14 protein-coding genes are annotated in these 13,947 nt (G+C 61.2%); 11 read left to right on the top strand and 3 right to left on the bottom strand.

Features of this window, described 5'->3' with window-relative positions:
- The first annotated feature begins 68 nt into the window (after positions 1–68).
- From AC07V0_RS03565 to AC07V0_RS03555, 3 genes are all read left to right on the top strand, one after another.
- Complete coding sequence (locus AC07V0_RS03565; protein ID WP_495019386.1) at positions 69–1,076, top strand: magnesium chelatase ATPase subunit I; 1,008 nt, start codon at positions 69–71, stop codon at positions 1,074–1,076.
- Positions 1,077–1,195: 119 nt separating this feature from the next.
- Positions 1,196–1,735, top strand: coding sequence for a vWA domain-containing protein (locus AC07V0_RS03560; protein WP_064617089.1), 540 nt, complete (start codon positions 1,196–1,198; stop codon positions 1,733–1,735).
- Between the two features lie 82 nt (positions 1,736–1,817).
- Positions 1,818–3,464, top strand: coding sequence for a phospholipase D-like domain-containing protein (locus AC07V0_RS03555; RefSeq protein ID WP_457327013.1), 1,647 nt, complete (start codon positions 1,818–1,820; stop codon positions 3,462–3,464).
- Positions 3,465–3,527: 63 nt separating this feature from the next.
- On the opposite strand, the gene AC07V0_RS03550 is transcribed toward AC07V0_RS03555, so the two are convergent.
- Positions 3,528–3,983, bottom strand: a complete 456-nt coding sequence (locus AC07V0_RS03550; protein WP_086946285.1) for a thioredoxin family protein — start codon at positions 3,981–3,983, stop codon at positions 3,528–3,530.
- A 340-nt stretch (positions 3,984–4,323) separates the two neighbouring features.
- On the opposite strand from AC07V0_RS03550, the gene AC07V0_RS03545 reads away from it, so the two are divergent.
- From AC07V0_RS03545 to AC07V0_RS03510, 8 genes are all read left to right on the top strand, one after another.
- Positions 4,324–5,172 carry a transporter substrate-binding protein gene (locus AC07V0_RS03545; RefSeq protein ID WP_018927654.1) on the top strand — a complete coding sequence of 283 codons (849 nt, stop codon included), beginning with the start codon at positions 4,324–4,326 and terminating at the stop codon, positions 5,170–5,172.
- Between the two features lie 52 nt (positions 5,173–5,224).
- Positions 5,225–5,887, top strand: a complete 663-nt coding sequence (locus AC07V0_RS03540) for an amino acid ABC transporter permease (RefSeq protein ID WP_018927655.1) — start codon at positions 5,225–5,227, stop codon at positions 5,885–5,887.
- Between the two features lie 8 nt (positions 5,888–5,895).
- A complete protein-coding gene (locus AC07V0_RS03535) occupies positions 5,896–6,558 on the top strand; it encodes an amino acid ABC transporter permease (protein WP_018927656.1) in 663 nt (220 codons plus the stop codon).
- Positions 6,555–7,346, top strand: coding sequence for an amino acid ABC transporter ATP-binding protein (locus tag AC07V0_RS03530; RefSeq protein ID WP_457327014.1), 792 nt, complete (start codon positions 6,555–6,557; stop codon positions 7,344–7,346). Before AC07V0_RS03535 ends, AC07V0_RS03530 begins: the two co-directional genes overlap by 4 nt.
- A gap of 30 nt (positions 7,347–7,376) precedes the next feature.
- A complete protein-coding gene (locus tag AC07V0_RS03525) occupies positions 7,377–7,766 on the top strand; it encodes a RidA family protein (protein WP_305477914.1) in 390 nt (129 codons plus the stop codon).
- 126 nt (positions 7,767–7,892) lie between these two features.
- A complete protein-coding gene (locus AC07V0_RS03520; RefSeq protein ID WP_258613847.1) occupies positions 7,893–8,657 on the top strand; it encodes an IclR family transcriptional regulator in 765 nt (254 codons plus the stop codon).
- 37 nt (positions 8,658–8,694) lie between these two features.
- Entirely contained in the window at positions 8,695–9,912 is a 1,218-nt protein-coding gene (locus tag AC07V0_RS03515) for an amino acid deaminase (protein ID WP_018927660.1), read from the top strand.
- A 13-nt stretch (positions 9,913–9,925) separates the two neighbouring features.
- Positions 9,926–10,861, top strand: coding sequence for a sugar kinase (locus AC07V0_RS03510; RefSeq protein WP_457327015.1), 936 nt, complete (start codon positions 9,926–9,928; stop codon positions 10,859–10,861).
- A gap of 94 nt (positions 10,862–10,955) precedes the next feature.
- On the opposite strand, the gene AC07V0_RS03505 is transcribed toward AC07V0_RS03510, so the two are convergent.
- Positions 10,956–11,231 carry a peptidylprolyl isomerase gene (locus AC07V0_RS03505; RefSeq protein ID WP_007933743.1) on the bottom strand — a complete coding sequence of 92 codons (276 nt, stop codon included), beginning with the start codon at positions 11,229–11,231 and terminating at the stop codon, positions 10,956–10,958.
- 66 nt (positions 11,232–11,297) lie between these two features.
- Positions 11,298–13,835, bottom strand: a complete 2,538-nt coding sequence (locus AC07V0_RS03500) for a PAS domain-containing hybrid sensor histidine kinase/response regulator (RefSeq protein WP_064617094.1) — start codon at positions 13,833–13,835, stop codon at positions 11,298–11,300.
- Positions 13,836–13,947: the final 112 nt, after the last annotated feature.

Below are 13,947 nucleotides of genomic sequence, written 5' to 3'. Positions count from 1 at the left end.
CTACGCAGCCGAGCGGGAGCAAGCTCCCTCGCCACAGAGTAATCACCGACCATGACCGAGATTTGAACATGACCGACACCCCCCATTTCCCGCTCTCCGCCGTGGTCGGCGCCGATGACTTGAAGCTCGCCCTGTACCTGACCGCCATCGACCCGAAAATCGGAGGCGTGCTGATCGAAGGCCCGCGCGGCATGGCCAAGTCGACCCTGGCCCGAGGCCTGGCGGACCTGCTGGCCAGCGGTCAATTCGTTACCTTGCCCCTGGGCGCCACCGAAGAACGGCTGGTCGGCACCCTCGATCTCGACGCGGCCTTGAGCGAAAGGCGCGCACAGTTTTCTCCGGGTGTATTGGCCAAGGCCGACGGCGGTGTGCTCTACGTCGATGAAGTGAACTTGCTGCCCGACCATCTCGTGGACCTGCTGCTCGATGTGGCCGCCAGCGGCACCAACCTGATCGAGCGCGACGGGATTTCCCATCGGCATTCGGCGAAGTTTGTGCTGATCGGCACCATGAACCCGGAAGAGGGCGAACTGCGCCCGCAACTGCTCGACCGCTTTGGCCTGAACGTCGCCCTCAGTGGCCATACTGCACCCGCCGAGCGCGGCCAGATCATCCGTCGTCGACTGGATTTCGACAGCGATCCGCAAGGCTTCTGCGCCGAGTGGGAAAGTCAGCAACACGCCCTGCGCGAGCGTTGCCAGAAGGCGCGTGCGGCCCTGGCGAGTATCCCGCTCGACGATGCCGCACTGGCGCAGATCACCGAGCTCTGCTTTGCTGCCGGTGTCGACGGCTTGCGGGCCGACCTGGTCTGGCTGCGCGCGGCGCGGGCACATGCGGCCTGGCGCGGTGCGAACGCCATTGCCGAAGAGGATATCGACGCGGTCGCCGAATTTTCCTTGCGTCATCGTCGTCGGGAGCATTCGACCTCTGCGCCGCAAAACTCCCAAGCGCCACAGCAATCCCCTGCGCAAACCCCCAACCCGAACGAAGGTCAGGGCCAGTGGGGCGAAATGCCCGCCCAGGCGCTGCCGGTCGGTGCTCGACGTGAAGTGCCGAGCTGGCCAAAAAAGCCCTAGGCATTCGCCCTCGATCAGACGCGGGGGCGAATGCCAGACCCCGCGCAGGCCGGCTGGATCACGGTAAACAGGGCAAGCGTCACGCCGCCCGTAGCGGATCGGTCAACTGGCCCGGCACCTTGCTCAATGGCCGACCGCGTCAACGCGATGACCTATTGTTCCATCTGCGGACCCGCACCCCGCATGAACTGTGGCTGGTGATCGTCGATGCCTCGGCTTCGACCCGGCGCCATCAGGCGTTGAGCGATGCCAAGGGCTTGCTGGCGCAACTGTTCGACGATGCCTATCGCCAGCGCGCACGCCTGGCTTTGCTGACCGCCAGCGGTCACCTGCCGAAGTGGCAGGTGCAGGGATTGAAAGCTTCTGCGGGCTTACGCGATTGGCTTGAGGGATTGGGCGCCGGCGGCGGGACGCCGATGCTGGCGGCGCTTGGCGAGGCGGGGCGCTGGCTGGCGGTCCGGCAAAAGCGTTTTCCGGCCGAACAGCAGCGGCTGCTGCTAGTGACAGATGGACGGTTGAAGGACTGGTCGACATTGCCGGAGCTGGATTGTCCGGGGTTGCTGATCGACATCGAGCGCGGTCCGATTCGGCTCGGGCGGGCAAAGGTGTTGGCAGCTCAGTTACAGATTGATTATCGGCATATCGATGAGCTGATTTAAGGTTGAATTTTGTGCTGACAGTGCTGGCCCCATCGCATCGCTGCCCTATGCTCTGTAAGCAAACCCATCACAGGAGTGACCCATGCGCGTTCTAGCCCGCAACGATCAGGACGATTTCCGCGTCAAAGCCTACGCTGGCACCAACGGTGTGCTGCTGGCCATCGACCTGGCCGAACCCCGCCGCAAAGGCCTGTTGGGGTTTGCCATCGAAAAACAGCAAGGTGACAAACCCTGGTTGTTTCTGTTCAACAGCCTGACCTTCCCCGGCAAGGATCATACGTTCCCTCAGTTTCACGCCACCCCCAGCGATGCCGCGCCTTTGCAGAAATTTCGCTGGGCCGATTACGCGGTCAATCCGGGTGTAACGATCCATTATCGGGTTCACCTGGCTTATGGCACTGCCGATGCGCCACAGTTGGGTGAAAGCCTGGAAGTGACGGTCACCACGGACGATGGCCTGCCCAAGGGGCAGAACGTGATATTCAACCGGGCAGTGGCTGCCAGTCAGGCGTTCCAGCGCAAATTCGCCGACCTCGATGCGCTACTCAGCGTCAACAAGACACTGCCCATCGAAGAGTGGCCCGATGCGCCGCGCCAATGGCTGGAAAATGGTCTGCTCGCACGCTTGCTCGGGTTTATCGAGCGTGCCGTGGATGGCCAGTGGGCGCTGGACATCGCGATCTATGAATACCAGCTGCAGGCGATCGTCGATGCGGTGAACGCCGCCTTCGAGCGTGGCGTAAAGGTTCGGATCCTGTACCACGCCCAACCTGGCGAAGACACCACGGCGCTGAACGAAGCCAGCCTGGAAAAAATCCCGGCGGCGAACAAACGCGGGCGAGTCACCCACAATATCTTTCACGACAAGTTCATGGTCCTGAGCCGGCTCGATGCGGCGGGGCAGCATCAGCCCGAAGCGGTACTCTGCGGCAGCACCAACTTCACTGCCAACGGCGTCTACCGTCAGGCCAACGTCGTGCATGTGCTGGACGACGCTCGGATCGGCGCCACTTACCTGCGAACCTTCGAGCAGGTCTGGGCCACACCGACGGACGTCGGCGCCACGCGGGACTGGCTCACGGAACACAATCCGATGCAGCCTGACCAGCCGCTGTTCGCCGGCTTTTCACCGCGCTCGGGCGAGGGCGACTTGAGTGAGTTCATCAAGATCATCAACGCCGCCAAAAAAGACCTGCTGTTTGTCACCGCATTCACCTTGCCGGACAAAATACTCAACGCGCTGCTCGGCCAACCCCACGACGACATCTTGCGTTACGGCCTGCAAAACACGGTCAGCAACATCACCGGTTTCCATGCCGACCGCACCGCCGAATTCGCCGCCACCGCGCTGCTCAACACCGGCCTGGAGGGCTGGCTCAAGGAAAACATGAAAGGCCAGAAGGGCAACCTGCTGGTGCACACCAAAGCCATCGTCGTCGACTTCACCAGCGATTCACCGACCATCATCAGCGGCAGCCACAACCTCAGTGACGCGGCCAGCAACGGCAATGACGAAAACTACCTGATCATCCGTGGCGACACCGACCTGGCCGATCGTTACGGGCTGGAACTGCTGCGCTTCTACGAACATTACCGGTTCCGCTACTTCGCAAAGAAACTGCAACTCAAGCAGGTCCGGCCGTTGGCGGCGGATGACAGCTGGACCGATGACTATTACCGCGAGGGCGACCTGCGGATGTTGTCGCGGCTGCGTTTTTCCGGACGATAAACACACCGGCGGGCACTTTTTGTAGCAGCTGCCGAGCAGCGCAAGGCTGCTGCTACAGGTCAGTTATTTGCCCATTGCATTACTCATCAAACGTGCATTCAACCGCTCCCGTGCCCGAGGCGCAGTGCATAAAGTGCTGAGGGTTCTCTGCAACCACGGCAAGTCGTGGCGGGGTTTGTGGGCAATCTGTTTGGGCCTGAGCTTGCCGATGTGCTTTTTGAAATGTTCTTCCAGGGTTTCCGGGGTGCCTATGCCCTTGAGCTTCGTCAGCAGCTTCCCCTCCTCGTAGAACAGCAAAGTGGGTGTGCCTTTGACTTCCGGATGCCGAGGGGACTTGCTCGTATCCAGCATATAGATGCACGCATGATCTTTGTACTTCTCGGCAATGGCCCGGAAAACCGGTCCGGCCCATTCGCAGGCGGGACAGTGGTCGTTGCCGAAATACAGAATCACCGGGCGCCAAGTGTTGAGCGCTTTGCGGTAGGCCGGATCCAATGACTGGGTGGACATCGAACTCATTGAAATCTCCTTTTCAAAGACTATCGAAGGCCCTTTGACGTTAAAGGAGGCGAGCGGGTGGGTCTACTGTCAGAAATTACAGGTGTGCTCTGCTTCTTTTTGACCTGCAATGCACCGCAATGTGACTCAACCACACACAGCCTGTAGCCAACGGTAGCGTTCAGCCAGCTGTCTTTTCGTAACACTTTCTTCGCGCCTGTGCGCATCCATTTGATTCAAAACACTTTTCAAATCCTCCGAGATTCCGCCCACATCCTGTGGCACACTTTCTGCTGTCTATTCCGTTGTTACATACCAAATTCCGGTATAGCGGAATAAACACAGCCCTGGAGTGCTTGCCATGCATCGTCGACTTTCCTTGTTTAAAGCGTGTGTTTTCGTACTCGCGGCTTCGGCCGCTGCCGTGGGTGTCGCTCAAGCGGCAGACAGCAAGCTCGACAGCGTGCTGGCCCGTGGGAAACTGATCGTGGGTACGGGCAGTACCAACGCGCCGTGGCACTTCCAGGGAGCCGACGGCAAGTTGCAGGGGTTTGATATCGATATCGCGCGGATGGTGGCCAAGGGGTTGTTCAACGACCCGAGCAAGGTCGAGTTCGTGGTGCAGTCGTCCGATGCGCGGATTCCGAACCTGCTGACCGACAAGGTCGATATGAGTTGCCAGTTCATCACCGTGACCGCCAGCCGGGCCCAACAGGTCGCGTTCACGCTGCCGTACTACCGTGAAGGTGTTGGCCTGTTGCTGCCGGCCAACAGCAAGTACAAGGAAATCGAAGACCTCAGGGCCGCCGCCGACGGCGTGACCGTGGCGGTGCTGCAGAACGTGTACGCCGAAGAACTGGTGCATCAGGCGCTGCCCAAGGCCAAGGTCGATCAGTACGACAGCGTGGATCTGATGTATCAGGCGGTGAACTCCGGCCGTGCCGACGCGGCGGCCACCGATCAGTCGTCGGTGAAATACCTGATGGTGCAGAACCCAGGCCGTTATCGCAGCCCGACCTACGCCTGGAGCCCGCAGACCTACGCCTGTGCGGTCAAACGCGGCGACCAGGACTGGCTGAACTTCGTCAACACCGTGCTGCATGAAGGCATGACTGGCGTTGAATTCCCGACTTACGCGGCGTCGTTCAAGCAGTGGTTCGGTGTCGACCTGCCTACACCTGCAATCGGTTTCCCAGTCGAATTCAAATGATCCCGTGAGAGCGGGGCGGTGATACATCGCCCCGCTCAAGGTACTGCTGACCATGAACTATCAGTTGAATTTTGCCGCCGTGTGGCGCGACTTCGACACCTTGCTGGCGGGGCTCGGTCTGGGTCTTGAGCTGGCGCTGGTGTCGATCGCCATCGGCTGCGTGATCGGCCTGCTGATGGCGTTTGCTTTGCTGTCGAAGCACCGCGCATTGCGGGGGCTGGCGTCGGTGTATGTGACGGTGATCCGTAATACGCCGATTCTGGTGTTGATTCTGTTGATCTACTTCGCGTTGCCGAGCCTGGGCATTCGTCTGGACAAGATCCCCTCGTTCATCATCACCCTGTCGCTGTATGCCGGGGCGTACCTGACCGAAGTGTTTCGCGGCGGGCTGTTGAGCATTCCCAAGGGACTACGTGAAGCCGGGTTGGCGATTGGCTTGGGCGAGTGGCAGGTCAAGGCGTACATCACCGTGCCGGTGATGCTGCGCAATGTGCTGCCGGCGCTGTCGAACAACTTCATTTCGCTGTTCAAGGACACCTCGCTGGCGGCGGCGATTGCCGTGCCGGAGCTGACCTATTACGCGCGCAAGATCAATGTCGAGAGCTACCGGGTGATCGAAACCTGGCTGGTGACCACAGCGCTCTATGTTGCGGCCTGTTACCTCATTGCCATGATGCTGCGTTACCTCGAACAGCGTCTGGCGATTCGCCGTTAGGAGGCCCCATGTACGAATCCCCCAGTTGGTTGCATGAGTTATGGGTGGCCCGGGATGTCCTGTGGCAGGGCTTCCTGACCAGTGTGCAGTGCTCGGGCCTGGCGATTTTGCTGGGCACGCTGGTCGGCATCGTCGCCGGCCTGGTACTCACTTACGGCACGTTCTGGATGCGCGCGCCGTTCCGGTTCTACGTCGACATCATTCGCGGCACGCCGGTGTTTGTATTGGTACTGGCCTGCTTCTACATGGCGCCGGCACTGGGCTGGCAGATCAGCGCCTTCGGGGCTGGCACTTTGGGCCTGACGCTGTTTTGCGGTTCCCATGTCGCCGAGATCGTGCGCGGTGCGTTGCAAGCGCTGCCCAGCGGTCAGATGGAAGCGAGCAAGGCCATCGGCCTGACGTTTTACCAGGCACTGGGTTATGTGTTGTTGCCCCAGGCGTTGCGGCAGATCTTGCCGACCTGGGTCAACTCGTCCACCGAGATCGTCAAGGCGTCGACCTTGTTGTCGGTGATCGGCGTCGCCGAGCTGCTGCTCAGTACTCAACAGATCATCGCCCGGACCTTCATGACCCTGGAGTTTTACCTGTTCGCCGGATTGCTGTTTTTCGTCATCAACTACGCCATCGAATTACTCGGCCGGCACATTGAAAAGCGGGTGGCCTTGCCATGACACAAGCTCAAGTTTCGACCCAGAACCAAGCGCTGCTGGACATCCGCGGCCTGCACAAACAATACGGCCCGCTCGAAGTGCTCAAGGGTGTCGACCTGACCATGCAGCGCGGCAATGTGGTCACGCTGATCGGCTCCAGCGGCTCGGGCAAGACCACGCTGCTGCGCTGCGTGAACATGCTCGAAGAGTTCCAGGGCGGGCAGATTCTGCTCGACGGTGAATCCATTGGCTATGACGAGGTCAACGGCAAGCGCGTGCGCCACCCGGAAGAAGTCATCGCCCGCCATCGCGCCATGACCGGCATGGCTTTCCAGCAATTCAATCTGTTCCCGCACCTCACCGCGTTGCAGAACGTCACCCTCGGTTTGCTCAAGGTGAAAAAGTTGCACAAGGACGAGGCGGTAGCACTGGCGGAGAAATGGCTGGAGCGGGTCGGCCTGCTGGAGCGCCGCGATCATTACCCCGGTCAGTTGTCCGGTGGTCAGCAACAGCGCGTGGCGATTGCCCGGGCGATTGCGATGAACCCGAGTTTGATGCTGTTCGATGAAGTCACCTCGGCCCTCGATCCGGAACTGGTGGGCGAAGTGCTGAACGTGATCAAGGGCCTGGCCGAGGATGGCATGACCATGCTGCTGGTGACCCACGAAATGCGCTTTGCCTTCGAGGTCTCGGACAAGATCGTATTCATGAATCAGGGGCGGATCGAAGAGCAGGGGCCGCCCAAGGAACTGTTCGAGCGCCCGCAGTCGCCGCGACTGGCGGAATTTCTCAAGAGCACCCGCTTTTAAGCCTTCACTTTTTAATCAGGAGAAACACCCATGAGCATTACTCGTTACGGCACCGGCAGCACCGCCGGTGGCGGCCAGCCCCGTCCTTTTGCCCGCGCCGTCGAAGCCGATGGCTGGCTGCACGTGTCCGGCCAAGTGCCGGCGGTGGATGGTGAAATCATCGTGGGCGGGATTGTCGAGCAGACTCACCAAACCATGAAAAACCTGATCGCGATTCTGGAAGAGGCCGGTTACGGGCTCGAAGACGTGGTGCGCACGGGCGTGTGGCTGGAAGACCCGCGGGACTTCTGGAGTTTCAACAAGGTGTTTTCCGAGTACTTCAAAAGCGAACACGCCCCAGCCCGGGCCTGCGTGCAGGCGAGCATGATGGTCGATTGCAAGGTCGAGATTGATTGCATCGCGTACAAGAAAAAGGCCTGAACCGCAGTGAATTCTTCGCGGGCAAGCCTCGCTCCTACAAACGGCGAAATCCTGTAGGAGCGAGGCTTGCCCGCGAAGGCGGCCTTCTGGGTAAACTCCCGGCACTCTGAATGGGAACCTGAAGATATGACCGAAGACACCATCAAGCGCCGGGCTCGCGGTCTGGACCGGGCGTTCGACATTCTCGATTTCCTCAAGGAAATCGGCCAGCCCCTGCGCCCGAACGAAATCGCCAGCGGCATCGGCAGCCCGAAATCCACGGTCTACGAACTGGTTGCGTCCTTATTGGAGCGGCGCATCCTCGAACCCGTGGGCAAGGAAGGTCACGTTTACCTCGGTCGTCAGCTGTACTTCCTCGGACAGGCGCATTTGCGTCATTTCGACCTGTCCCGCGAGGCCGATCACGCCTTGCAGGAAATCGTCAGCCAGACCCGCGAAACCGCGCAGATGTGCCTGCTCAACGGGCGCAAATACACCGTGGCATTGATGAAAGAGGGTGAGCGGCATTTTCGCATTTCCTCGGACATCGGCGAAAACGCGCCGATCCCCTGGACCGCTTCCGGGCGCCTGCTGCTGGCGCACCTGAGCGATCAGCAAATTGTTGATTTGATCGACCCCGACGACTTCATCCTGCCCGACGGCGAACGCCTGCCACTGGAGCAGTTTCTTGAGGAAATCCGCCAGGCCGCCATCGACGGATTCTTTTCCTTCGACAGCGTCGCCGACACCTTTACCCATTGCTTCGCCGCCCCGGTCAAAGACCCGAGCGGCGTGGCCATCGCGACCCTGTGCATCGTCGCCCCACGGGCCGATGCGAAGAACAATTACAACGACTATCGCCGGGTGCTGATCGACAGCGCCAACAGCCTCGCCCGGCGTATCAACGAATAACAGCGGCTGCCTGCGGCCGTGTGTGAGGAGATCGACCATGTCTACTGCCATCAATACCGCCGCCGTGGAAAAGGGCGCCGCCCAGACCGGCGCCAACCTGGTGCGGGACGTCAGTCTGCCGGCGCTGGTGCTGCACCGCGACGCGCTGGAACACAACATTCGCTGGATGCAGGACTTCGTCAGCCACAGCGGCGCGGAACTGGCACCTCACGGTAAAACCAGCATGACCCCGGCGCTGTTTCGTCGCCAACTGGACGCCGGTGCCTGGGGCATCACCCTGGCCAGTGCCACGCAAACCCGCGCGGCTTACGCCCATGGCGTGCGCCGGGTGCTGATGGCCAATCAACTGGTTGGCACGCCGAACATGGCGTTGATCGCCGACCTGCTGGCTGACCCGACTTTCGATTTCTATTGCATGGTCGATCACCCGGATAACGTCGCCGACCTCGGCGCGTTTTTCGCCTCGCGGGGCGTGCGCCTGAACGTGATGATCGAGTACGGCGTGGTCGGCGGTCGTTGCGGTTGCCGCACCGAAGCCGAAGTGCTGGCGCTGGCCAAGGCTATCAACGCTCAACCGGCGTTGGCGCTGACCGGCATCGAGGGCTACGAAGGGGTGATTCACGGTGATCATGCGGTGAGCGGCATCCGCGAGTTCGCCGCCTCCCTGGTGCGTCTGGCGGTGCAGTTGCAGGACAGTGGCGCGTTCGCGATTGCCAAGCCGATCATCACCGCGTCGGGGTCGGCGTGGTACGACCTGATCGCCGAGTCGTTCGAAGCGCAGAATGCCGGCGGGCGTTTCCTCAGCGTGCTGCGCCCCGGCAGTTACGTGGCCCACGACCATGGCATCTACAAAGAAGCGCAATGCTGCGTGCTCGACCGTCGCAGCGACCTGCACGAAGGTTTGCGCCCGGCGCTGGAAGTCTGGGCGCATGTGCAGTCGTTGCCCGAACCGGGTTTTGCGGTGATCGCCCTGGGCAAGCGCGACGTGGCCTACGACGCCGGTTTGCCGGTGCCGTTGCTGCGTTACAAGGCCGGCGTGGTGCCGGCGACCGGCGATGATGTGAGTGCCTGCAAGGTGACGGCGGTGATGGACCAGCACGCATTCATGACCGTGGCGCCGGGAGTTGAGTTGCGGGTGGGCGATATCATTTCGTTCGGGACTTCGCACCCGTGTTTGACGTTCGACAAGTGGCGTATCGGGTGTCTGGTGGATGAGCAGCTGAATGTCATCGAAACCATGGAAACCTGTTTCTAAGAGCCCCCACAACATGAACAACATCAGCCCTCTGGGCCCCAACATCCCGCGCATCGCCCTGATCGGCGAGTGCATGATCGAACTGCAGCAGCGCGCCGACGGCTCTCTGCAACAGAGCTTCGGCGGCGATACCCTGAACACCGCGGTCTATCTGGCCCGTGAACTGGGCGATGGCGGCACGGTGGATTACGTCACTGCCCTGGGTGATGACAGTTTCAGCGATGCGATGTGCCAGAGCTGGGCCAGCGAACACATCGGCCTGGGCATGGTCCAGCGTTTGCCCGGTCGCTTGCCCGGTCTGTATTGCATCCAGACCGACGCGGCCGGCGAGCGGCGTTTTCTCTACTGGCGCAATGAAGCGGCCGTGCGCGATTGCTTTACCACCCCGGCGGCCGCGCCGATCCTGGCAGCGCTGCCGGATTACGACGTGCTGTATTTCAGCGGCATTACCCTGGCGGTGCTCGGTGAACAGGGCCGGGAGAAACTGCTGGACACCCTGATCGAAGCCCGACAGCGGGATGTGCGGATCGTGTTCGACAACAATTATCGACCACGCCTGTGGGCTTCGGTCGAGGACGCACGAGCGGCTTATCGCGAAGTGTTGCCCTATGTCGACCTGGCGTTGCTGACGGTTGATGACGAGCAGGCGCTGTTCCACTTTTCCGATTGCGCGGCGGTGTTTGCCGCTTACGAGCAGATGGGCACGCCCGAAGTGGTGCTCAAGCGCGGTGCCGAGGCGTGTCTGATTCGCTGTGACGGCGAGTCGTTCGAAGTGCCGGCGCAAGTGGTCGAACGGGTGGTGGACACCACGGCGGCGGGAGATTCGTTCAGCGCGGCGTATCTGGCTTGCCGCCTCAAGGGTGGGAGCCCGGTCGAGGCTGCTGAAGCGGGGCATCGCTTGGCGAGTCGGGTGATTCAAGTGCCGGGGGCACTGATCCCCAAAGATTGAAATGCAATCTTTGGGGGATGCTGTGATTTTTTGTGACGAGGGAGCTTGCTCCCTCGCCACAGGCAAGCCTCACCCTGTACATCGAGCCAACCGATCAGTCCCGGTAAAACACCTGCACCAGGTGATACCCGAACTTGCTCTTGATCGGCCCATGCACCACCCGCAGCGGTTTTTTGAAGATCACCGCATCGATCGCCCCGACCATCTGCCCGGGCCGCACTTCGCCAAGATCCCCACCGCGTTTGCCGGACGGGCAGGTGGAGTATTTCTTGGCCAGCACATCGAAGGCTTCGCCCTTGGCGATGCGTTGTTTGAGCTGCTCGGCTTCTTCCGAGGTTTTCACCAGAATATGGCGGGCTTGGGCTTTCATTGGGCGTACCTTGCAACGGTGGTGGCTATGTTGGTGCCAGCGTGGGGCGCGCGATTATGCCTTAACTCAGCCGGCTTGGCCGATCATCGTGCGAATCTTGTTGGCCAACAGGTCCATGGAAAAGGGTTTGGCCACCATGTCCATGCCTTCCTCCAGGAAGCCCTGGCGTTCGGCGGCTTTCTCGGCATAACCGGTAATGAATAGCACTTTGAGCTCCGGGCGGTGCTGACGAGCGATTTCCGCCAGTTGCCGACCGTTCATGCCCGGCAGCCCGACGTCGGTTACCAGCAGATCGACCCGCAGGTCGGACTCCAGCAAGGGCAGGGCGCTCTGCGCATCTTCGGCTTCATGGGCGTGATAACCCAACTCTTTGAGCAGGTCGAGCACCAGCATGCGCACCGCCGGATCGTCTTCCACCAACACCACGGTTTCACCGGCAACCGCTGGCGGTGCTTCGCCGGTGACCGGCAGCTGCGCGTGTTCCGGCAGGGCGACGTGCAACCGTGGCAAATACAGGCGAACGCTGGTGCCCTGGCCAGGCCGGCTGTGCAGGCTGACGTGCCCGCCCGACTGCTGGGCGAAACCATAGATCATTGACAACCCAAGGCCGGTGCCCTGGCCGATGGGTTTGGTGGTGAAGAACGGATCGAAGGCCTTGGCCAGTACTGATGGGGTCATGCCGGCACCGTTGTCGCTGACGGCAATCATCAGGTAATCCCCGGCCCTGACTGGCTCCAGCGGAGTGACGTCGCTGCCGTCGAGGTGAACATTGGCGGTTTCGATCAACAACTCGCCGCCATCGGGCATCGCATCCCGGGCGTTGATCACGAGGTTGAGCAAGGCGTTTTCCAGTTGGCTGACATCGGTACTGACCGGCCAGACCTCATCGGCCAGCTTCAGTTTGAGCTCGATGTGATCGCCCTTGGTCCGGCTGAGCAAGTCTTCCAGGGAATGCACCAGCTGGTTGGCGTCCAGTGGCCTGCGATCCAGTGACTGACGCCTTGAGAATGCCAGCAACCGATGGGTCAGGGCGGCGGCGCGATGGGCCGAGGACACCGCCGCTTCGGTGAAGCGACCGATCTCGGCCGCGCGCCCATCGGCGATGTAGCGCTGCATCAAATCGAGGCTGCCGATGATCCCGGTGAGCATGTTGTTGAAGTCATGGGCGATGCCGCCGGTGAGCTGGCCGACCGCTTCCATTTTCTGCGCATGGCGCAAGGCGTCTTCGGCACGCTCACGCTCGAACATCTCGTTCTGCAGTCGCTGGTTGGCTTCGGCCAGTTGTTGGGTGCGAGCGCTCACGCGTTCTTCCAGGGTTTCGTTGAGGTTGCGCAGCGCCTCTTCAGTCTGTTTGCGCTCGGTCTCGTCGATCACGAAGATGTAGAAACCATTCACCGCGCCGTCTGCGCCGTGGCGTGGCAGGTAGTTCATCAGGGCCTGGCGGGTGCTGCCATCGCGGTGATCGGCGCTGATGCTGAAACAACAGGTCTTGCCTTTCAGCGCCTCGGCGATGTATTCGGCGCGCAGGGCATAGGCTTCATCGCCAAGCACTTCACGAATGGTGCGGCCGTAAAGCTCCTGGGGCGTGAGGCCATACCATTCCAGATAGGCGGCATTGTTCAGGCGAAAGCGCTCTTCGCGGTCCACATAACTGATCAGGATCGGCATCGCGTTGATGATCAGTTGCAGCTCGGTCTGGCTTTGGCGCAAGGCCTGTTCGATGTGTTTGCGTTCGGTCAGGTCCAGCGCGGCGCCGAGAAAGCGGATCGGCCGGCCATGGTGGTCCTTGTAGCAACGACCCCGGGCAAACACCCAGCGCAACTGGCCATCGGCTTGCAGCAAGCGATATTCCTCGGCGTACTCGCTGCCATGGGTGATGCAGTGCTTGATGCTGCGGGCGATCATGGCGCGGTCTTCCGGGTGCACGCCGTGGAGGTATTCGCTGATCGGCAACTGGCTGGCCATGGCCGGATCGACGCCATGCAATTGCGCGAAGTGCGCATCGGCGATGAAACGGTCTTCGCCAATGTCCCAGTCCCAGGTGCCGACGGCATCGGTGGCGGCCAGTGCCAGTTGCAGGCGCTGCTCGGTGTCTTGCTGGGCCTTGAGGCTGGCGGCGGAGCGTTGTTCCAGTTCGAGGGCGATGCGGCGGCGTTCGTTGGTTTCGATGGCCGTGACCAGAATCCCGGCAACCTCGGCGCTTTCATTGCGAATGGGGCTGTAGGTCAAATCCAGCCAGAAGTCGGAATCCCGACCGTCGCGTTGCAAGGTGAAGCGCTGTTCGCTGTAGGTCCGCACCTGACCCTGTAGGACGGCGCTGTAAATCGGGTCGGTAAAGTCTTTGAGTTCCGGCCAGATCTGGTGCGTCGGTTGTCCGAAAGCGTGAGGGTGTTTGCTGCCGGCGAGGAAGGCGAAGCCGTCGTTGTAGATCTGGGTGAGCTGCGGGCCCCACAGCAATAGCATCGGCATTGGCGAGTGGATCACGATGTCCACCGCGGTGCGCAGGCTCTGCGGCCAGTTTTCGGCGGCGCCCAGCGGGTTGTTTGTCCAGTCCAGTCGGGCAATCAAGGCCTGGGCATCGCTGGCGGTCGGTGGTGCGTTCATCTACATGTCCTGCGCATGAGTCAGTGTGGCGGCGTCTACTATCCTTGCAAGGCGGTAGACGCTGGATGACCCGCATGGGGTCATTTTTTTCATTGAATGCTTCGCGGGTGCT

Source organism: Pseudomonas sp. GW821-FHT01E10 (genome assembly GCF_059422365.1).
This window is presented reverse-complemented; position numbering and strand designations above follow the sequence as displayed.